Genomic DNA, 21,204 nt, shown 5'->3' with positions numbered 1-21,204 from the left:
ACCTCCTTGACGGTAAACGCAGGCGATCAGGCATGGCGAAGTGATACATCCGGACAACATAAACCATGCAAGGATGTACCACTGCGCCATGCCTGACGGCTTCCACGGGCATAAGGCGACCGGTGCCGCGGCAAGCAATGTCACGTCGCTATCTGTCGCGCCGCGCTTCTGGACCTCAGCCACTCCATCGTCACCAGAAGCAGGCTCGAAAATACAATCAGAATTGTCGCAAGGGCAGCAATCGTCGGCGTAATGTTTTCCCGGAGGCCGATGAACATCTGCAACGGCAATGTACCTTGTGTCGGACCCGCGATGAACATCGTGATGACGACATCATCGAGCGACGTGGCGAATGCAAACAGGGCTCCAGAAATAACGCCCGGCGCAATGATCGGCAGGGTGACGGAGAAGAACGTCCTGACGGGCGACGCACCGAGGCTCAGGCTCGCGCGCACGTAATTCTGGTTGAACCCGGCAAGGGTGGCGTTGACAGTGACCACCACGAATGGAGCAGCGATAGCGGTATGACCCAAAATCAGACCAAGGTACGACCCGGCTAAGCCCCACTTCGCAAAGAACAGATACATCCCGACGGCAGTGACGATCACCGGCACGATCATCGGCGAAATCAAAATGCCGATCAGCGCGCCCTTGCCTTTGAACGTCGCCTTGTTGAGGCCCAACGCGGCCAACGTCCCGAGGACAGTGGCCAGGATCGTGGCAAGCGGGGTTACGATGAAGCTGTTTTTTCCGGCACGAAGCCAGTCAATGGACGTAAACAGATTGTGGTACCACTTGAACGAGAACTTGTGTATCGGATAGACCAGGAATGTATTGTCCGTGAAAGAAAGCGGGATGATCACCAGTATCGGCAAGACCAGAAAAAGCAGGATCATGACATTGGTCGATCGCAAAAAGTAGTGCCACGCGATCTCGGGAGCCGATGTATAAGGTGCAAAACGCAATACGGTCGTTTTCATGGTCCTAACCTACCTTCAGTTCGTTGCCAACGATCTTTCGATAAACAGCGAAGAGTATCAACGTCACGAGAAGCAGAACCGCTCCCAGTGCGCACGCCATGCCCCAGTTCAAGGCCACATTCGTGAAATAGGCGATGTAGTAGCTCACCATCTGGTCGCCGGCTCCGCCCAGCAATGCCGGAGTGATGTAGTAGCCCAAAGCCGTGATGAATACCAGCAGTCCGCCGGCGCCGACTCCTGGCAGCGTTTGCGGAAAGTAGACCTTCCAGAACGCGCCGAACGGGTGACTACCCAGCGAGATCGCTGCCTTCGTATAGCTGGCTGGCACTGATTTCATGACGCTGTACAGCGGCAGAATCATGAAGGGCAGGAGGATATGAGTCATCGAGATCAGCACCCCCGTCCGGTTGAACAGCAGTGTCAATGGAGACGATATCAGGTGCAGCGACAGCAACGCCTTGTTGACGAGGCCCGATCCTTGAAGGATGACGATCCAGGCGGAGATCCGCACGAGGATCGAAGTCCAGAAGGGAAGGAGCACCAGGATCATCAGCAGATTTGCCTTACCCGCCGGCAGACTGGAGATCCAATATGCCAGGGGGTAGCCGAGGAGCAGCGCGGCGAGCGTTACCAGGCCGCTAATCACGAACGTTCGCTTGAATACCTCCCGATATGCCGAGGCGCCTGGATCAACCGGAACGATGTCACCGGCAGAATTGCGACGGAAGTCCATCGTCGCGAGGAGATACTGGCTTGTGTATCGGGATGAATCTTTAGCGATTACCTGCCAGTAACCGGGATCTTCCCAACGCCGGTCGATTTCGATCAGCTTTTGTCGCACCTCGTGCGCAGGCAGCGCTGAATCATCGTCGCCGAACGGAAGTGCGCTGGAAGTCTTGTAAAACAGCGAACGGAAACCCTCCTTCTGCCCGTTCAGTCGACCGGCAGCGGTACCCGAACTGTTGTTCCCGCCGTTGCGCTCGATATCCAGCATCAGCCCGCGAAAAGCGTCATCCGGAACTGCCGATTTCCGATCCCAGTTTCGCAGCGCCGCCGTCGTGTCTGGCAACGCGTCAACGACTTCCGGACTCTGAATCGACCGCGAAATCATGGATGCAACGGGCATCACGAATACCAGAAAAATGAAAATAGCAAGAGGAGCGACCAGCGCCAGCGCCGCCATCTGTTTACGTAAATTCACGTTCCTAAGCGATCGCTTGAGCTCACGCAAATGCCAATCCTGCTGCTGAGTAGTTACCGCGCTCATGTCTCTCTCCTTCGCGTACCCATGTGTTCGAGCGATGGGTACGCGATTCGCGTTATTGCGCTGCCCACGCGGTGAAACGCTGTTCTAGCGCATCACCATGGTCGGTCCAGAACCCTACGTCGTTGGGGATAGCATCTTTGCCATTCTTCGGCGAGTTAGGCAGGTTTGCAAGAGTGGTTGCATCAAGCAACTTTAAGGCGCCCTTGTTGGTTGGCCCGTACGGAATGTGCTGCGCGAACGCAGCTTGGGACTGCGGTTCGAGCACGTAGGCAAGGTACTTCTCGGCTGCGTCCTTATTTTTCGAGCCCTTCGGAATTACGAAATAGTCCAGCTCATAGATGCTTTGGTACCACGAAATACCCAGGTTCTTGTTCCCCGCCCGCATTGCGGCATCGATGCGGCCGTTATACGCGGTGGACATCGAAACATCACCGGCGACCAGGAACTGGGGCGGCTGCGCGCCAGCCTCCCACCACTGAATGTATGGCTTGAGCTCGGCCATCTTCTTGAACGCCCGATTGACGCCAGCCTCCGTGCCCAGCACGGTGTACACGTCTTTCGCCGGAACGCCATCTGCCATCAGTGCGAATTCGAGGTTATAACGCGCCTCCTTTTTCATGCCACGCTTGCCAGGAAATTTCTTGACGTCCCAAAAATCCTTCCAGCCCTGTGGCGTGCCCTTCGTCAGCGTCGGGTTGTATGCCAGCACGGTCGACCACACGAATGTACCGGCAGCGCAGGGAGTCACCGATCCAGGCACCAGATCACCCTTTTTCGCGATCTTCGACCAGTCGAGCTTCTCGAAGAGTCCGTCCTGACAGCCGCGTCCGATGTCTGCCGACTCGACTTCAACGACATCCCACGTGACATCTTTGGCGTCGACCATCGCTTTGACTTTGGCCATTTCGCCCGTGTACTCAATCGCATTCGTCGCAATACCGCTCGCTTTCGAGAACGGTTCAACCCAGGCAGCCTTCTCGGCGTTCCCCACGGCGCCACCGTAATTGACCGTCGTAAGGCCGTCGGCCAATGCGAAAGCGGAACAACACATCATGGCAGCCACGCCGACCGTATTTCTAAAGAACCTCATTTCGTTCTCCTTGGCACAAGGTGATTTCGCTACGCGTGGTCAATTGAAAACTCTCAGATGATCTTCATGAAACGACAACGCGATTCGATTTCCCGGTTGGACATGGGCCGCGCCGTCCTGCCCGAGCGGAACCTTCACGAAACACTCTGTTTCTCCGGGGCAGCGGCAGCGTAGCCGGACGTGATCGCCGAAGTAGATCATCCCAAGCGTTTCGCTGTTGATGACATTGCGCTGCTGTTCGGATTGCCGTCCAATCGAGAGCCGCTCGGGACGGATCACCCCTGTGGCGTGGCTACCGACATTGAGCCCGGCAACATTCAGCGCGCGTACGGTCGTACCGTCTGCAATGCGCAATTCGCAATAATTACCATCCCGGCTTACGACGGTGCCTTCCACCCGGTTACTGTCACCAATGAAGTTGGCTACAAACAGATTCCTCGGCGATTCGTAGAGCGAGTCGACCTGGTCGAGCTGTTGGATCACCCCCTGATCAAAGACCGCTACTCGATCAGACATCGTGAGCGCCTCACCTTGATCGTGTGTGACGTACACAAAGGTCAGGCCAAGAGATTCGTGCAATGCCTTGAGCTCTATCTGCATGTGCTCGCGCAGCTGTTTGTCCAGCGCGCCAAGCGGTTCGTCCATCAGCACAAGCTTTGGGTTGAACACCAACGCACGCGCAAGCGCCACTCGCTGTTGCTGACCGCCTGAGAGCTGACCTGGCATTCGCTTACCCAGCTTTTCCATGTGGACCATCTCGAGCGCCCGCTTGACGCGCGCGGCCCGCTCGTCTGGCGGCATCTTGCGAACCTTGAGGGGATACTCGAGGTTCTGTCCGACGGTCAGGTGTGGAAAGAGTGCATAGTTCTGAAATACCATTCCAATGTCGCGTTTATGCGGCGGAATACGATTAAGTAACTGACCATCCAGCCAGATTTCGCCATCGGTTGGGTATTCAAACCCGGCGAGCATCATGAGACAGGTGGTCTTTCCCGAGCCAGACGGACCAAGCAAAGTGAGAAACTCCCCCTTCTGGATGTCGAGATTCAGGTCTTTGACGACGAGTGTTTCTCCGTCGTATGTCTTCCGAACATTGCGGAAGCTCACAAATGTGTTGCCCTGGTCTTGCATGATCGTTACCCTCAATGTCTTTCGGTGCGGAAGGCACCTGGCAGCGCAGGCGGTAGTGCTGTGTCTGCAGATCGGCTGCGGCGACAGGGCGGCGCACAGGGTACCTCCTTCCCCGTGCCTCGCCATGGGCGTTTTCGCGCCATGTGCTGCGTAGCTCGATTGAGGTTCTCGATAACGATTTCTGCGCCTCGCCGGGTGTTTTCGGTACCCGGGAGCTTGCGGTGTCGTACGTGCATCTTCGTCTCCAATCTTATAAATATTCGAACACCCCTTCGCTACAGCCTTTTTTCTTCCAGGGTGCTTGCTGCTATCGGCCGCGCCCACACATCAGCGGAGCGGTCGCGATTTGTTCCGGCTTGCCCGCAACGGTGACGTGTTCAGCTGGGCAAGTACTCCTCGCTCCAGCTTTCGCCGACTGCCCCTCGCGCAATCAACGTCGCAATCTGGGTATCGCTGTAGCCCATCTTGCGCAGCACCCCTCGGGTCGAGGCACCAAACTTTTCTGCTGGCGCCAGTGCGCGGATCGGAGCAACGTGAGGGCGAATCGCAAAAGGATCGAGTTGGATGACGCGTCGTCCACTCGGATGCTCGGCATACACACTGAATGAATAGCTGGCGTTATCGATACCCGGACGATTGTCTGCAGGGCGGCTGTAGCGTTGGCGCAAGTTGTCGATATTGTCCGGAATGGCTGCCGCCACATTGGCCGCTTGCAACCGCGTCTGCCAGGTTTCGGCGGAGGCCGTGGCGAACGCGGAGCTGAGAAACGCTGCGGGATCTGCCGCGTCGCGGATGCCCGTCAGCCCCTCTACGGCGTTTAGCTTGTCCAGTTCCTTTTCGCTGGCGTCCACATACAACCAGTCATCCGCGGCCCGAAAGAAGCGTGACAGGTTGCCAAAGCCCTGGGCGCTACGGCCGGAAGGCTCATCGAACGGGGCCCGCCGTGGGTAGTCGTAGCAGAAGGGAATCTGCACCAGGTTGCCGAGCGATGCCAGGGAGGTCCGGGCACGGCTGATCTGGCCGGTTCTGGCTTTGCGATATAACGCGGCGGCAACGCCGAGCGCTGCAGCGAACCCGCAATTCACGTCGATGGTTCCGACGTGAGCGTGTTCCTCTGGCGTTGCCATGCCGCCGCCGAAGCGCAGCATGATGCCGGTGCTGGCCTGGATCAAGTCGTCGTAACCGAGATAATCGGTCCGCGGGCCGCGACGCGGTCCCCCAAAGCAATCCAGTTGACAGAAAATCACGCCAGGGTTGACGGCCTGGAGACTGGCTTCGTCAAGACCCAAAGGTGCCAGTTGACGATCCGGTGCATTCATCACGATCACATCAACCGAACGAACCAATTGGTTAAACACCTCGCGTCCGTCAGGGTGGTTCAGGTCGACCAGGACGCTTTGCTTGCCGCGGCCCGAAGACATGCCAAAGACCACTGTGTTCCAGGGATCATAGTTGGGCGTTACGGGGTCGAGCTTGATAACCTCGGCGCCGAACCGGCCGAGGTAGGAGGTCGAATGCGGACCCGCGATGACATTGGTCAGATCGAGGACACGCACACCGTCAAGCCAGCCGCCAACATGCTGTTCAGATGGGGGCGGCAGTGCCGTGGGCGCGCACTTATCCAGGATGGCCAGGGCTTCTTCGAGACTCACCGTGCGGCGTGAGTCGGGCGAGAGCATCAAGTCGGCACTGTCTTCCAGCCAGGCGATCGCGCCGGGCTGTTTCATGTTGCCGTACTGGTGGTCGTCGACATCGACCACCAGACCCGCGGCGTTGGCGTGTTCGTCATGCAACCATTCTTGAGTCGATCGGTGGGGCGCACCGGGAAACCGGCCTTCGCCGAAAATTTTTTCCCACTCGGTCGCTGTCCTGGTCAGGAACACCTCCTTCATGCGTGCCGAAATGCGCCGGGCCCAATGGTCAGGCAACGGGTAGACACCGAGCGAGGCGTCCCCCTCCCACTGAGAGATAGGAAGGTAGGGGTCGCTCACTGTCGGCAGCCCGGCAGATAGCATTTCCTCGTACAACCCCATCGCCTGAAGGCAACGCCTGGCGTGCGAGCGGTGTGACGGGCATACCGCATAGAACTTGCGACCGTCCGCGCACTCGTAGGTGCGGTAAAAGGGGTCGAGATATTCTTGCAGTTCTTCGTAGCTGAGGTTCATCGGAAGATTTTCCGAGCGCCGCCGCTCAATTTCCTTTTCGCGCAAGGTCTTGTAGCGTTCGGGATAACCGTCGATCTTGATCGAGTTGTAAGACAGCCCCTCCATCACCGCCGCGGCCAGAGCCACCTCGATTTGATCACCCACTCCCGTGCGCTCCCGCGCTTGCAGAGCGAGTGCCACCGCGGAGACAGCCAGCATGGTGCCGTAGGACGAGGCAAGCGGCAGCGGCGAAAAGCTCGGGTTTATCCCCATCAGTACGCGGTTCTGACCCATATCGGTGAATACCCCGGAGGCCGACGCAATAATCGGCTCGAGGGCGCGCCAGTGACGACGCAACTCGTCGTTGCTGGCGAAGCCAGGGATGGACAGCGTAATGAGCTCGGGTCTTTGACGACGCAGCTCGGCGAAGTCCAGGCCCAACCGGGTCATGACGCCCGGCCGGAAGTTCTCGATCACGATATCGGCACGCGCGATGAATGCCATGGCCGCCTCGAGCCCCTGCGCGGACTTCAGGTCAAGCTGCAAGCAATACTTGTTGCGGTTCAGTACGGCATTGGCCGGGCTGTCCCAAAGCGGCCCAGCAGGGGGATCGATGTGAATGACGGTGGCGCCGAGATCCGCCAGGATCATCGCCACGGCCGGGCCGGCGATGTACTGGCCAAAGTCGATGACTTTCACGCCGCTAAAAGGCAGTTGATCATGCTTTCCCATGGCTCACCGACTCATCTCCAGGACCTGCGGATCTTCCGAAACGCAGGTCATCATTGTGGTGGGTCGCCGCCAGCACCAATCAACCGCATTTCGAATGCGAGGCGAGGGGCCTTGGCGACGAACTGGGGATCACTGTCGGATACAACGGGGAGCCGGTAAAGCAATAAAAAAACCGAGGATGGGGCTATTTTATTTATGGCTGAGGCCGGCGGAGTGAATGCGCCGGAAAATGACCAGTCGATCACTGGCAGCCCGGCGAAATGGACGTGCGATGTCCACCTGCCTGATCAGTTCCGCGCACGCCCCTCCTGAACCTTCGCACTCAGCCAGGCCACGAACGCCGCGGCATCAGGGTTGACGATGCTGTGCGGAGAATAGACCAGGTAGAAAGCTTCACTGGTCGTAAGCCGGGATTCGAAAGGCGCTATCAGTTGCCCGGTGTCCAGCATCGACTGGACCAGCGACGAGCGCGCCAAGGCCACCCCTTGACCAAGTTCGGCCATTCTCAAAGCAGAGATCAAGGTATCGAACTGCATTCCCTTCGAAGAGTCGACCTGTCCCGCGCCTGCTTTCTTCAACCAGTATCCCCAGCCCTCCTCGTAGCCGAGGACGTGGAGTAGTTCGTGGTAACGGAGATCCTTCGGCGTAGCCAGTGGCGCCTGTTCGGAGGGCAAGAATGGGGCGCAGACCGGCAGCAACGTATCCCAGGTCAGCCGCTCGGCCTTGAGTCCCGTCCATTCTCCATGTCCATAGCGGATTTCCATATCGGCTTCGACGTCGGTCACGCTCGAATCGCCCCCCCATATGTTGCTGGTGATACGCAGATTGACCTCGGGGTGGCGTTCACGAAAGTCGGGTAAGCGCATTGCCAGCCAATGGGTAAAAAACACCAGGCTGACCCGAACGGTAAGGACTCTGCCGTGACCTTGCCCGAAGATCTCTTCAGTTGCGGCCGCCAGTCGCTCTACGGCCTCGTGGACAACCGGCAAATAGGCTAGCCCGGCCTCAGTGAGCTCGAGTCCTCTTGGCAAGCGCTTAAAGAGGACTGCCCCCAACTGCGACTCGAGTCCCTTCACCTGTTGGCTTACCGCCGCCTGGGTCAGGCTCAACTCGGTCGCCGCATGGGTGAAACTGAGATGCCGGGCAGAGGATTCAAATGCGCGCAACCAGTTAAGCGGAGGTAATCGTTTTCTCATTCTGCAGACCGTTTGACTAAAGCTGTCCGACTTCGTGGATTAGTTGCGTGTTGCGGCAACTCAGGATCCACCAGACCCGCGGACGCGGCGGCGTTCCCAGGCGTCGACGAGTGCGTACGCACTCCAATTGGGCAATCGAACATATGTTAGCGCGGAATTTCGAACACTCTGAAATGACAAGCCTGGTGGGGCGGTTTCAAGAGCGTTCTCACAGGCACTCGCACGCCCGCGAGCATAAAAAAACCTTGAGCTTGCAACAAGAATCTTTGGCTTTGACGGGCGGCGCGCGCCCCTTAGACTGGCTTCGCAATCATTCGAACCTCAACGGTCACGATGCGAACCACTCCCCCGCAACTCAAGGTCGACGTCTGGCGCGGTAACGACGAAGGCAGCTTTCAGCGCTTCGACGTGCCGCGCATGGAAAGTCAGACCGTGCTCGACGTCGTGATCCACATCCAGCGCCATCTGGATGCGACGCTGTCCTATCGCTTTGCGTGCCGGGTCGGCATGTGCGGTTCATGCGCAATGACCGTCAACGGCCGCGCGCGATGGACCTGCCGCACGCACGTCACCAAAGTCATGAAGCACGCCGGTGACGTGCTCGAAATCGCGCCTCTCAATCACCTGCCCGTCATCAAGGATCTGGCGACGGATATGACCGCCTTCTTCGACAAATGGCGCGACGCGAAGGGCTATTTCAAGGGCGAGCACACGCGTAACGAACCTGCCGCTTGCGTCGATCCCGCCTCCGCCGAACGCAAGGCGGCCGACGCGGGGATGGAATGCATTGGCTGCGGCGTCTGTTATGCGAGCTGCGACGTCGTCGCATGGAACCCCGACTATCTCGGACCCGCCGCGCTCAACCGTGCGTGGACGCTCGTCAACGACGTACGCGACATCCAGCAGCAAACCCGCGTCGCAGCCGTCTCCAACGACGCAGGCTGTCATTCGTGCCATACGCTCGGCTCGTGTACCGAACGGTGTCCCAAGTCGCTGCAGCCGACGGCCAGCATTGCTGGCCTGAAGCGGCTTCGCGGCCATGCGCCGAAAGGAGAACCGCGATGATGAGCGGCTGGCAGTTGCAGCGCCTGTCGGCGATGGTGCTGACCTTATGCGTGGCCGTCCATCTTGTCACCATGATTATCGTCGTGCATGGCGGGCTGAGCGCGGCGAACGTGATCGCGCGTCTGCACGGCAATACGGCGTGGGCGGTGTTCTATTCAGTGTTCGTGCTTGCGTCGTCCGCGCATGTGCCTGTCGGCTTGAGAAGGATCGCCGAGGAGTGGCTCGGCTGGCGCGGGCGCAGCGTCGGGGTGGCGAGCGTGATCGTCGGCATTGCGTTGGCGATTGCCGGTCTGCGCGCGGTCTTCGCGCTGGTAGGAGGGCCGCAATGAGCGACATGGCACGCGCAGCGAAACCGGCAACAGACACGAACCACGCCGGACACCGCACCCCTGGCCGGCGCGCCGACTCGCGCGCGCGCAACCATCCCGCGTGGTGGGCCTTTCTTGTGCACCGTCTGTCCGGACTCGCGCTCGCCTTCTTTCTGCCGCTGCACTTCTGGGCGCTCGGCACCGCTTTGCACGGCGCAGCATCGTTCGAGTCGTTTCTCGCCGTGACGAGGCAACCCGCCTTCGTATTCGCCGAGTGGGGCCTCGTCACGTTGCTGGCCGCGCATCTGTTCGGCGGCGTGCGCATTCTGCTCATCGAATACCGGCCATGGAGCGGTTTGCGCAAGAACCTGATCGCGGCGACAGCGGGCGGCGCATTGGTCATCGGGCTGGCGTTTGCGCTGTCGCTCACGTCGTGAACGCACGGTCCCCCGACGGAGATTCATCAATGGACATGCAGCAGATCGAAGAGGTCGCGAAGCAGTTGTACATACGCGCGCTGAAGCATTTGCCGCCCGACATCAAGGACGGTATCGCGCGCCTCGAACGCGCTGAAACCGACGACACCGCGCGCCGCGTGCTGGGCACAATGCGCACCAATATCGCGATTGCCGAAGATCAGGACAACCTGCTGTGCCAGGACACCGGGCTGCCGATCTACAACGTGACGATCGGCACGGGCCTCGCGCTCGACGGCGTCGCGTTGAAAGCAGCGATCCGGCGCGGCTGCGAACGGGCCACGCGCGAGCATCCATTGCGCTCGTCGGTCGTGCATCCGTTGACGCGGAACAACGAACATTCGTCTTGCGGCGTGCTGATGCCCGCGATCCATATCGACTTCGACTCGACAGCCGACACGCTCGTGATCGAAATGATTCCGAAGGGCAGCGGTTCGGAAAACAACTCGTTTCTGAAAATGGCGATTCCGGCGGAAGGTGTCGACGCGATCAAACGCTTCGTGATCGACTGCGTGGTCGATGCGGGCGGCAAGACGTGTCCGCCGACGATTGTAGGCGTGGGCATCGGCGGAACATCGGATCTGTGCGTGTGGCTCGCCAAGCGTGCCGCGACGCGCGCGCTCGGTACGCATTGCGACGATCCGGCGGCGGCCGCGCTGGAGGAGGAACTGTCGGCCGCGGTGAACCGCCTGGGCGTCGGCCCGCAGGGGCTCGGCGGCGACGCGACATCGTTCGCGGTCCACCTCGAACTGGCGGCGACGCATATCACGATGAATCCGGTTGCCGTGAACATGCAGTGTCATTCGGCCCGCCGCGCGCGCGCCACGCTGACGCCGGCGGGCGTCGAGTACGGCTACTGACACGCGGGCTGTCCGCATCGGCACGCACACCGTCAAGGAACGATCGATGACTCATCACACCCTGTCCATGCCCGCTAGCGAAGCGCAGATTCGCGCGTTGCGCACGGGCGACACCGTTACGTTGACAGGCACGCTGTTCGGCATCCGCGACGCCACGCAGATCCACATGTTCGACCGTGGCCGCACGACTCGCTTCGATCTGCGCGGCCATGCGGTGATTCACACCGCGCCGAACGTGCGCAAGGTGCCACGCTCGGACGCACATCCGGCGGGCTACGAGCCTGTCTGCGTCGGCACGACGACGTCCGCACGCATGGAGCGCTTCACCGCGGCGCTGATGGCGCAATACGGCGTGCGCATCGTGATCGGCAAGGGCGGGCTCGGGCAGGCGTCGAGCGATGCGTTCGCAAAATACGGCGGCGTGTATCTCGCGATCGTCGGCGGCACGGCGGCGCTGGAGACGACATGGATCGAACAGATCGAAGACGTCGATCTCGACGACCTGAACCCCGAATCGCTATGGCGCTTCAGGATCGGCGAATTCGGCCCGCTGCTCGTCGCGATGGATAGTCACGGCGGCAGCGTCTACACGAAGGTCCAGCAGAGCACGCGTGAGCGGCGCGAAGCGGTGCTCGCGTCGCTGGGCATCAGAAGCTGAACGAACGCAGCGTCGTTCATCACGGGAACCGACCATGAAGCACGTGGATACCGACATCCTGATTCTCGGCAGCGGCGGCGCAGGCCTGTTTGCCGCGCTGCATGCGCAGGCCGACGCGCCGCAGTTGCGCATCACGATCGCCGTGAAAGGATTGCTCGGCAAATGCGGCTGTACGCGCATGGTGCAGGGCGGCTATAACGTCGCGCTGGCACAGGGCGATTCGATCGAACGTCACTTCATGGATACGATCGAAGGCGGCAAATGGCTGTCGAACCAGGAACTCGCGTGGACGCTGGTGACACGCGCGGTCGAGCGGATCAACGAACTCGAAAACGAACTGGGCTGCTTCTTCGACCGCAACCCGGACGGCACGCTGAAGCAGAAGGCATTCGCCGGGCAAACCTTCGACCGCACGGTGCACAAGGGCGATCAGACTGGCATCGAGATCATCAGCCGGCTTGCCGAACAGGTGTGGGCGCGCGGGATCGAGCGGCTCGAAGAACATCGCGCGGTGGAATTCATCGAGTCCGAAGACGGCAGCGCACTGGCCGGCGTGCTGATGATCGACATTCGCAGCGGCGAATTCGTCTTCGTGCGCGCGAAGGCCGTGCTGCTCGCGACGGGCGGCGGCCCCACGATGTACAAGTACCACACGCCGAGCGCAGACAAGAGTTGCGACGGCATGGCGATGGCGCTGCGTGCCGGCCTCACGTTGCGCGACATGGAGATGGTGCAGTTCCACCCGACGGGCTTGCTGGCGGGCACTCATACGCGCATGACGGGCACCGTGCTCGAAGAAGGGCTGCGCGGCGCGGGCGGCTATCTGCTGACGGGCGACGGCGAGCGCTTCATGCACCGCTACGATCCGCGCGGCGAGCGCGCGACGCGCGACATCGTCTCGCGCAGCATTTACCGTGAACTGCGCGCGGGCAACACGACGCCGAACGGCGGCGTCTATCTGCGCATGGATCATCTCGGGCCCGACAGCGTGCGCCAGCGTTTCAAGGGCATGGTCGAACGCTGCGCGGATTGCGGCTTCGATCTGGCGGGCGGCCAGGTCGAAGTGGTGCCGACCGCGCACTACATGATGGGCGGCGTGTTGTTCGAGACCGACTGTTCGACGACGCTGCCGGGCCTCTTCGTCGCGGGCGAGGATGCGGGCGGCGTGCACGGCGCGAACCGGCTGGGCGGCAACGGCGTCGCGAATTCGACGGTGTTCGGCGGCATTGCGGGTGAGACGCTCGCGCGCTGGGTGCCGCGCCATGGGCGCCTCGCCACCGCCGATGCCAGCCAGATCGAGCGCGCCATCGAACGTTGCACGCGGCCGCTCGGCCAGCCTGCGGGCGAGCTCGAATCGATACGCGACGACCTGTACGAGTTGATGTGGCGCGACGTCGGCATTCTGCGCGACGAGCAGGGCTTGCTGCGCGCGAGAAGCGCATTGATCGACATCGGCGAACGGCTGGACCGCACGGGTGTCGATGGACGCGATCTGCGCTTCAACCTGTCGTGGCACGACTGGATGAACCTGCACAACCTGATGCTCGTTAGCCGCGCGATCACCGAGTCGGCCTTGCTGCGCGAGAATTCGCGCGGCGCGCATTTCCGCGAAGACTTTCCCGACGCCGGAGATCTGGACACATCCGAGTATGTATGCCTGCGGCTTGAGCAGAACGCCTTCGAAACCAGCCGCCGGCGCGTGCAGTTCACGCGCGTGAAGCCTGGTCAGTCGCTGCTCGACGAATCATTGCCACTGGCGGAAACGTCGGCCGCCGTCGTGAAGTGACGCTTCACGGCGGCCGTGAACGCTTCGCGTCCGTGTTCGCGCCGTTCCAGCAGGCCGACGCGGCGCGGCGCGATCCGCTCGGGCAACTCGGTCACGCGCAGCCCTGATTCGTGATTCCAGTTCGCATTCGCGAGGCGCGGCACTACCGAAACGCCGAAACCGCGCTTCACCATTTCGCAGATCGATTCGAGCGAGTTCAGCTCCATGATGTCGTGCACGGAAGCGTCGAGGCCGCGCAGCGCGTCGTCGATCAGCATGCCTGTCCACGTCTGCCGGTCGAAACGGATGAACGGCTCACGCAGCAGCATGTCGACGTGCGCGCGCGGATTGTCAGCCGACGAGATCAGCACCATCGGCTCGTGATACAGCACCGTCCACTTCAACGCGGCGGGAAAGCCGGTGGGCGACTGCGTGACGATGGCGGCGTCGAGTTCTCCGTTCTCCACGCGTAGCGTGAAGTCACTCGACAGGCCCGTGAAAAGCTTCAGTTCGAGGCGCGGGTAGCGGCGTTTCAGATTCAGCATCGCATCGGCGAACGCGCCCATCAGCGACGACACCAGCGCGCCGACCCGCACGACGCCCGCCAGTTCGTCGCGGCCCGCCGTGGCCAGAATCCGCCGATAGTTGGCGACCAGCGTTTCGGCGAGCGGCACGATCGTGCGTCCCTGTTCGCTCAATGCGACCGAGCGCGCGCCCCGTTCGAACAGCACCATGTCGAGATCGCGTTCCAGTGAACGCATCTGCAGGCTCACGGCGGCCTGCGTGAGACACACTTCGTCGGCGGCTGCGGCGAACGAGCCGTGGCGCGCGACGGACAGAAACGTGACGAAATAGCGAATCGCACTCATGACGCTCACTCCGCTTGACGTTGCCGCATCGGCATTACTTTATCGCGTGAACAAGCGATGAGCCCAGCAGCGCCACGCCCGAAGCGAACAGCAGCGCAAGCAGCACCCGGCGAAACGCGGTGTCCGACAGACGCCGATAAAGCCGTGAGCCGAGCCACGCAAACAGCAGCGACGACGGCAGCATCCAGCCGAAGAGTACTAACGTCTGCTTGCCGATCAGGCCCGTCAGTGCATACGTGACGAGCGTCAGCGATTGCATCGCGATGAAAAAGCTTTGGCAGATCGCGCGCTGCGTATCTTTGTTGTGACCGCGCAGCATGCACCATATGGTCGGTGCCGGACCGACGAGCCCCGCAATGCCGCCCAGAATGCCCCCGACCACACCGACGCCGCCGTCCGCCCAGGCACCGCCTGCCGTCACCGTCGGCAGATCTTTCGCGGCGAGCATCACGCCGCAATAGACGATCATCAGCAGACCGGCGCCGATCCGAAAGCCGACGGGATCGATGAACGGCAGCAGCATCGCGCCGATCGGCACGCCGACGATGCCTCCTGCGATGAACGGACCGATGATCTTCGGCCGTATCTGCGAGCGCACCGTATGCACGGTTAGCATCTGTCCGACCAGCGAGCCGACCACGAGCATCGGCCCGATCGCTTGCGGCGGCAGCGCCCATGCCCAGAACACCATCGCGACGAGACCGAACGCAAATCCCGCCAGCCCCGACACGAAGCCCGCGACCGCGCTGCCTCCAATCACCAGCAGCGCGATGTCGGCGCTTAGCAACGAGCCTCCCGTGCGTGCACGTCATGCTTCACGACTGCATGCCCCAGCGTTGCACGGTATGGCGTTCGAGTACGCGGAAGATCAGGTTTTCGACGGCGAGGCCAATCAGAATCACCGTGAACAGACCCGCGAACACGTTCGCGATGTCGAGCAGGTTCTTGTTTTCGTAGATGAACCAGCCGAGGCCGCCGGAACCCGAACTCACGCCGAACACGAGTTCCGCCGCGATCAGTGTGCGCCACGCGAAGGCCCAGCCGATCTTCAGGCCGGTCAGAATGCTCGGGAACGCAGCGGGCACCAGAATCGCGGCGACGTAGCGCCCGCCGCGCAACCCATAGTTGCGCCCGACCATTTTCAGCGTGTTGCTCACCGACAGAAAGCCCGAGTGCGTATTCAACGCGACCGACCATGTCACCGAATGCACGAGCACGAAGATCAGGCTGCCGTTGCCGAGCCCGAACCAGATCAGCGCGAGCGGCAGCAGCGCGATGGCGGGCAGCGGGTTGAGCATCGAGGTCATCGTTTCGAGAAAGTCCGTGCCGATGCGCGAGGTGATCGCGGCGGCCGTCAGCAACGCGGCCAGCAGCAGACCGCAGCCGTAGCCGAGCAGCAATACGTGGATCGACGCCCATGCCTTGCCGGGCAGTTCGCCGTTTGCGATGCTCGTGCAGAACGCGTCGACGGTCGCGCTGAAAGTGGGAAACAGCAACGGATTGTTGAGCCAGCGTCCGTAGACTTCCCAGACCAGCGCGAGCAGCGCGAGGATCAGGAACTTGCGCAGCCAGCTCTGGTTGTACAGGCGCTCGAACAGTGACAGCGGCTTTTCGACGACGCTGAAATGCTGTGCATCGCTGGGTTCGCGAATGATCTCGCCGCGCGGCGCGCGCGTGATCATGTCGTCACGGGGCGGATGGACGGATGCGGAACCGTGTGCGGTAGCGTCAGACATTTTCTGCCTCGTGGATTTCGTCTTCGAACAGCATGTGCTGGATGCGTTTTTCGAGCGTGGCAGCGGATTCACCTGCCGCCGCCGTATCGAGTTCTGCCTTGACCTGCCCCGGGTGCGGCGACAGCAACAGAATCCGGCTGCCGACCTTGATCGCTTCCGGAATCGAATGCGTGACGAATAGCACGGTGAAGCGCGTTTCCTGCCATAGCGTCAGCAGTTCGTCCTGCATCTTGCGGCGCGTGAGCGCATCGAGTGCGGCGAACGGCTCGTCCATCAGCAGGATGTCCGGTTCCATCGCCATGCCGCGCGCAATCGCCACGCGCTGCTTCATGCCGCCCGATAACGTATGCGGGTGGCTGTCCGAGAATTTCGTGAGGTTGACCTTGTCGATGTAATGCATCGCGCGCTGTTCCGCTTCGCGCGGCGACAGCCGGTGCGAAGCGAGCAGCGGAAACATCACGTTCTGCTTGACCGTCTTCCACGGCAGCAACTGGTCGAATTCCTGAAAGACCATCATCCGGTCGGGGCCCGGCTTCGTCACCGTCTTGCCCTTCAGCGTGATCGAACCTTCCGTCGGCAGCAGATAGCCGCCGACGCTCTTGAGCAACGTCGACTTGCCGCAACCCGATGGCCCAAGCAAAACGAAACGGTCGCCTTCGAATACCTGAAAGTCGACGCGATACGTTGCCATCACGAGATGCCGCGGCGTCTTGTATTGCAGCGTTACGCCGGCGACATCCAGTAACGGCATGCCGCTCGGCGAGGATGTGGCGCGGGTGGCTCCAGCACGCGTGCGATGCATGATCAACTCCCTTGAAGCGATTGGGCGGTCGGAAAGAACATGTCCTTCCACGAGGCGGGTTTGGTCTTGATCAGGCCCGTGCGTGCCATGAAATCCGCGTATTTGAGCGTGTTTTCGGGCGTGGTCGTGAAGGCGACATCGGGCGACGAAATCATCTTTTCGATGTCGGCGACATTGCTCTTGTCCTTGCTGATGCGCAGGTAGGCGAGTGCGGCCGCGTGCTTGTCCCTGGTGATCTGCGCTTCGGCATCGTCGAGCGCGGCCATGAAGGCTTGCACGAGTTTCGGATTCTGTTGATAGAACTTCGTCATGCACCAGACCAGATTGAATGTCGACTTGCCGCCCAGAACGTCGTACGAATTCACAACGGTGCGCACGCCAGGGTGGGCCAATTCCTGTTCCTGAAACGGCGGCGAGCCGAAATGCGCGGTCACTTCGCTATTGCCCGACAGCAGCGCCTGCTGCGCATCGGGATGAGCCAGCGAGACAGTGTATTTATCGAGCTGCCCCTGGTTGCCGGCGCCGAAGGCCTTTTCCGCGGCCATTTGCAACGTGATTGCCTGGATCGACACCTTCGCTGCGGGCAGCGCGATCTTGTCCTTGCCGGTGAAGTCTTTCAACGTTTTCACCGTCGGATTGTTGGTGTTCAACAGCAGCGGCATCGAATTGATCGCCGACAGCGCCTTGACCTCGACGGGCGTGCCGCGCGTACGCGCCCACAGCAGCACGAGCGGCGCGACGCCGCCTGACGCGATCTGCAACGAATCGGACAGCAGCGCGTCGTTCATCACGTTGCCGCCCGCGAATTCGACCCATGACACTTTCAGATTCGGCACGCCCAGTTGCGCGGCGTGCTTTTCGACCAGCTTCTGATCCTGCATCAGCATCAGCGGCAAATAGCTGACGCCGTATTGGCGCGCGATCCGGATCTCCGACAGTTCGGCGCGGGCGGGCGCACTGGTGAGAGCTGCGCCGAGAGCGAGCAGCGTTGAGAGAAATACGGCAACTTTACGAAGGCTCATCGCTGGACACTCCTTGCGACAGGAACGGCACGGCCAATCTGTTGAAATGCGACACCGGATAAACCGGATGGGTGGGGGCTGCGTGTGCTTATTCGGTCTCGCGTGGCTGCGGCCGACGCAACGCATGCGTCACGCGGCAAGGCGCGACATGAAGGACATGAGCGGGATGACGATGAGGCGGGGTACGCATCGTGAGTGTCTCCTTGTTGCCGGCCTGCTCGCGACAAAACGGTTTGCGCGACGCGGCCGGAATCAGGTTCACAGATGGTGTGTTGTGGGCAACCGGATTGCGCGTGAAATGCCTTGCTTCGGTGACGGTGGCATTCAGCGAATTCAGCGCCGTGTGATTTAACTCATCTGTATGAGTAGCGAGTGTAGGTGATCGTACTGTTGATTGCAAATGCGGGAAAACGTGACATATGCGGCGCGCGGCCGGCGGCTTTTGGCGCTGCGCACCGCGCTTGGCTTCTGGCCTTGTCAGAGCGGCTCTTCGTGCGATGCCGAAGCACCGACGTATTCGTAGCGTGCGGTATTCGCATGCGAGATCCGCACTTCGACGGGCGCCTGATGGTACGAATACGCGACGCGCCGCACTTCAAGAAGCGGCGTGCCGTGCGGCACTTCCAGCAGCTTGCTTTCGAGTTCATTGGCTACCGCGACGCGCACGCGTTCCTCGGTGCCGAGCACGTTGATGTTGAACGCATCCTGATAGAAGTTGTACAGCGTGCTCGGCCGGCTGCGCAGCGCGGCTTCCGTCAGGCCCGGAAAACGCGCCTCGGGTACGGTGATGTTGTCGATCATCACCGTTTCGCCATGCAGCGCCAGACGGTTGATGAACGTGAACACGCGCGCGCCCGTTTCGACTTTCAGCAGCGTCGCGATATCGCGCGTAGCCTTGGCCTTCCTGAACTGCACGAGCGTTACGCTCGGGTAGGTCTTGTCGCCGTCCTGGCGGACGATGCGGAAGAAGCGGAAGAAATGACGATCACGCTGGTGTTGCGCGACGAAAGTACCGAGCCCCTGATGCCGCACCAGAATATTGTCGGCCACCAGTTCGTCGATTGCCTTGCGCAGCGTGCCGATCGATACGCCGAAGCGTTCGGCCAGCCGCTTTTCCGAAGGAATCGTTTCGCCGCCCTTCCATTCGTGCGCGGCCAGCGCGGCCAGCATCGCATTCTTCACTTCCTTGTAACGCGTGCCGCCGATTGCCGGCGTGGCGGCCACGCCGTTCGGTAGATTGATACCCGTCGTCAACGTATTCATCGATCTCATCCTGTCGTTGCATCTTCATTGCTGCTGTCTTTCAATTGATTCTACTTCATACGGTTCATCAAACACATATAGATGATCTGGTTGACATATGCAAATGTGCCGCCTAAGATGGGTTCACGCAGGCGAACCAAACCGTACCAACAGACTGGAGACAACTGATGAGCCACACCGCAGCAGGTGCACCGCGACAATCCGGTGAAGGATCTTCCGCCAGCCCTTCGTCAGACCGAAAAACGATTCATATCGTGCTGCACGAAGCGAAAGACACCGTCGGTGTGGCGGTTGTCGAAGGCATCAAGGCGGGGACCCAATTGAACGCGTGGATCATGGACGACGACGAGCTCGTGACGATCTCGGCGAAACAGAACATTCCGATCGGTCACAAGGTGGCGCTAAAAGACATGGCGGTCGGCGACACGGTGTTCAAGTACGGCGTGGACATCGGCAAGGTCGTTGCGCCGATCCGCGCGGGTGAACATGCGCATGTTCACAACATCAAGACGAAGCGCTGGTAGCCGGCGCGAGGATCGACCAGCTCGCGCATCGACATTGCGAGCGAGCTTCCCCACTCAACAGAGCCAGATCGAAGAGAGCCACCATGAGCGTGATTGACCAGAACACCACTTTCCGCGGGTTTCGCCGTTCCAATGGACGCGTCGGCGTGCGTAACCATGTGATCATCCTGCCCGTCGACGATTTGTCGAACGCCGCCGCGCTGGCCGTCGAAACGGCCATCAAAGGCACGATGGCGCTACCGCATCCGTACGGCCGCCTGCAGTTCGGCGCCGACCTCGATCTGCATTTCCGCACGCTGATCGGCGCCGGCTGCAACCCGAATGTCGCGGCGGTCGTCGTGATCGGGATCGAGGAAGGCTGGACCAAACGCGTCGTAGACGGCATTGCGAAGTCAGGCAAGCCGGTGATGGGCTTCGGCATCGAACTGCATGGCGATCACGATACGATCATGCGTGCCTCGAAAACCGCGAAAGAGATGGTGCAGTACGCCACGTCGCTCGATCGCGAAGAATGCCCGATTTCGGACCTGTGGGTATCCACGAAGTGCGGCGAATCCGATACCACGTCCGGCTGCGGCGCGAACCCGACTGTCGGCAATGCGTTCGACAAGCTCTACGGGTTGGGCACGACGCTCGTCTTCGGCGAGACGTCCGAACTCACGGGCGGCGAGCAGATCGTTGCCGCGCGTTGCGCGAACGACCAGGTGCGCGAGCGCTTCCAGTTCATGTTCGACCGCTATCAGGACATGATCAACCGCTGGAAGACCGACGATCTGTCGGAGTCGCAGCCGACCAAAGGCAACATCGCGGGCGGCCTGACGACCATCGAAGAAAAAGCGCTGGGCAATATCCAGAAGATCGGCAAGAAGTGCAGAGTCGACGGCGTGCTCGACAAGGCCGAGGAACCGACGGGGCCGGGCCTGTGGTTCATGGATTCGTCGTCAGCCGCGGCCGAGATGGTTACGCTGTGCGCCGCGTCGGGCTTTGCCGTGCATTTCTTCCCGACCGGGCAGGGCAACGTGATCGGCAATCCGATCGTGCCTGTCATCAAGATTTGCGCGAACCCGCGTACGGTGCGCACGATGAGCGAGCATATCGACGTGGATGTGTCGGGACTGTTGCAGCGCGAACAGAATCTCGATCAGGCTGGAGACAAACTGCTGGAATCGATGCTGCGCACCGCGAACGGGCGCTTTACGTCGGCGGAAGCGCTGGGCCACCGCGAGTTCGTGTTGACGCGCCTGTTCGAAAGCGCGTAATTTCTCCGGGCCCGTCCTCGCGACGGGCCGCGCTGCATAGCGCACGAATCCTGATCG

At 61.0% G+C, this 21,204-nt stretch carries 20 protein-coding genes; 8 read left to right on the top strand and 12 right to left on the bottom strand.

All coding sequences use genetic code 11. The features are described from left to right. Nucleotides 1–140 precede the first annotated feature (140 nt). The 6 genes from OKW40_RS06690 to gcvA form a co-directional block, all read right to left on the bottom strand. On the bottom strand, nt 141–980 hold the full coding sequence (locus tag OKW40_RS06690; RefSeq protein WP_184043501.1) for an ABC transporter permease: 840 nt from the start codon (nt 978–980) through the stop codon (nt 141–143). A 4-nt stretch (nt 981–984) separates the two neighbouring features. Further along, entirely contained in the window at nt 985–2,247 is a 1,263-nt protein-coding gene (locus tag OKW40_RS06685; RefSeq protein ID WP_429488852.1) for an ABC transporter permease, read from the bottom strand. A 52-nt stretch (nt 2,248–2,299) separates the two neighbouring features. After that, nucleotides 2,300–3,337, bottom strand: a complete 1,038-nt coding sequence (locus OKW40_RS06680) for an ABC transporter substrate-binding protein (RefSeq protein ID WP_429488850.1) — start codon at nt 3,335–3,337, stop codon at nt 2,300–2,302. Between the two features lie 39 nt (nt 3,338–3,376). Continuing rightward, entirely contained in the window at nt 3,377–4,468 is a 1,092-nt protein-coding gene (locus OKW40_RS06675) for an ABC transporter ATP-binding protein (RefSeq protein WP_018419956.1), read from the bottom strand. 377 nt (nt 4,469–4,845) lie between these two features. Beyond that, nucleotides 4,846–7,344, bottom strand: a complete 2,499-nt coding sequence (locus OKW40_RS06670) for a CoA transferase (RefSeq protein WP_429488848.1) — start codon at nt 7,342–7,344, stop codon at nt 4,846–4,848. 287 nt (nt 7,345–7,631) lie between these two features. Continuing rightward, on the bottom strand, nt 7,632–8,540 hold the full coding sequence (gene gcvA / locus OKW40_RS06665) for a transcriptional regulator GcvA (protein WP_429488847.1): 909 nt from the start codon (nt 8,538–8,540) through the stop codon (nt 7,632–7,634). A 333-nt stretch (nt 8,541–8,873) separates the two neighbouring features. Between gcvA and OKW40_RS06660 the strand changes: the two genes are divergently transcribed. Genes OKW40_RS06660 through OKW40_RS06635 form a run of 6 tightly spaced genes read left to right on the top strand, consistent with a single transcriptional unit; the run spans nt 8,874 to nt 13,693 of the window. Next, nucleotides 8,874–9,605 (top strand): succinate dehydrogenase/fumarate reductase iron-sulfur subunit, encoded by a 732-nt coding sequence (locus OKW40_RS06660; protein WP_429488845.1) that lies wholly within the window; start codon nt 8,874–8,876, stop codon nt 9,603–9,605. After that, a complete protein-coding gene (locus OKW40_RS06655; protein WP_018422881.1) occupies nt 9,602–9,934 on the top strand; it encodes a hypothetical protein in 333 nt (110 codons plus the stop codon). The genes OKW40_RS06660 and OKW40_RS06655 overlap by 4 nt, the downstream gene beginning before the upstream one ends. After that, nucleotides 9,931–10,350, top strand: coding sequence for a succinate dehydrogenase, cytochrome b556 subunit (sdhC, locus tag OKW40_RS06650; protein ID WP_090805014.1), 420 nt, complete (start codon nt 9,931–9,933; stop codon nt 10,348–10,350). The genes OKW40_RS06655 and sdhC overlap by 4 nt, the downstream gene beginning before the upstream one ends. Before the next feature lie 29 nt (nt 10,351–10,379). Continuing rightward, nucleotides 10,380–11,249: a fumarate hydratase gene (locus OKW40_RS06645; RefSeq protein WP_184040191.1), complete on the top strand. Its 870-nt coding sequence runs from the start codon at nt 10,380–10,382 to the stop codon at nt 11,247–11,249. A 46-nt stretch (nt 11,250–11,295) separates the two neighbouring features. Beyond that, the gene (locus OKW40_RS06640; protein ID WP_184043520.1) at nt 11,296–11,907 is read left to right on the top strand and encodes a FumA C-terminus/TtdB family hydratase beta subunit; all 612 of its coding nucleotides are present in this window, start codon (nt 11,296–11,298) and stop codon (nt 11,905–11,907) included. A gap of 34 nt (nt 11,908–11,941) precedes the next feature. Further along, entirely contained in the window at nt 11,942–13,693 is a 1,752-nt protein-coding gene (locus tag OKW40_RS06635) for an L-aspartate oxidase (protein ID WP_429488843.1), read from the top strand. Here the strand turns inward: OKW40_RS06635 and OKW40_RS06630 are convergent. The 6 genes from OKW40_RS06630 to OKW40_RS06605 all read right to left on the bottom strand — a co-directional run bounded on the left by OKW40_RS06630 (nt 13,633) and on the right by OKW40_RS06605 (nt 19,364). Further along, entirely contained in the window at nt 13,633–14,541 is a 909-nt protein-coding gene (locus tag OKW40_RS06630; RefSeq protein ID WP_429405868.1) for a LysR substrate-binding domain-containing protein, read from the bottom strand. The two genes, OKW40_RS06635 and OKW40_RS06630, sit on opposite strands and share 61 nt — an antisense overlap. 34 nt (nt 14,542–14,575) lie before the next feature. Next, the gene (locus OKW40_RS06625; RefSeq protein ID WP_429488842.1) at nt 14,576–15,328 is read right to left on the bottom strand and encodes a sulfite exporter TauE/SafE family protein; all 753 of its coding nucleotides are present in this window, start codon (nt 15,326–15,328) and stop codon (nt 14,576–14,578) included. 28 nt (nt 15,329–15,356) lie between these two features. Next, nucleotides 15,357–16,277 (bottom strand): ABC transporter permease, encoded by a 921-nt coding sequence (locus tag OKW40_RS06620; protein WP_429488840.1) that lies wholly within the window; start codon nt 16,275–16,277, stop codon nt 15,357–15,359. Next, nucleotides 16,270–17,079, bottom strand: a complete 810-nt coding sequence (locus tag OKW40_RS06615; protein ID WP_429488838.1) for an ABC transporter ATP-binding protein — start codon at nt 17,077–17,079, stop codon at nt 16,270–16,272. Before OKW40_RS06615 ends, OKW40_RS06620 begins: the two co-directional genes overlap by 8 nt. A gap of 2 nt (nt 17,080–17,081) precedes the next feature. Beyond that, on the bottom strand, nt 17,082–18,101 hold the full coding sequence (locus OKW40_RS06610) for an ABC transporter substrate-binding protein (RefSeq protein ID WP_184066444.1): 1,020 nt from the start codon (nt 18,099–18,101) through the stop codon (nt 17,082–17,084). A gap of 477 nt (nt 18,102–18,578) precedes the next feature. Then, a complete protein-coding gene (locus OKW40_RS06605) occupies nt 18,579–19,364 on the bottom strand; it encodes a GntR family transcriptional regulator (protein WP_429355567.1) in 786 nt (261 codons plus the stop codon). A 254-nt stretch (nt 19,365–19,618) separates the two neighbouring features. Between OKW40_RS06605 and OKW40_RS06600 the strand changes: the two genes are divergently transcribed. Beyond that, nucleotides 19,619–19,888: a UxaA family hydrolase gene (locus OKW40_RS06600; protein ID WP_018422892.1), complete on the top strand. Its 270-nt coding sequence runs from the start codon at nt 19,619–19,621 to the stop codon at nt 19,886–19,888. A gap of 83 nt (nt 19,889–19,971) precedes the next feature. Beyond that, nucleotides 19,972–21,147 carry a UxaA family hydrolase gene (locus tag OKW40_RS06595; RefSeq protein WP_018422893.1) on the top strand — a complete coding sequence of 392 codons (1,176 nt, stop codon included), beginning with the start codon at nt 19,972–19,974 and terminating at the stop codon, nt 21,145–21,147. Nucleotides 21,148–21,204: the final 57 nt, after the last annotated feature.

This window comes from Paraburkholderia sp. RAU6.4a (assembly GCF_050435625.1).
Classification (GTDB): domain Bacteria; phylum Pseudomonadota; class Gammaproteobacteria; order Burkholderiales; family Burkholderiaceae; genus Paraburkholderia; species Paraburkholderia tuberum.
Note: the sequence above shows the minus strand (reverse complement) of the source record. Positions and strands in the feature narration are given on the sequence as shown.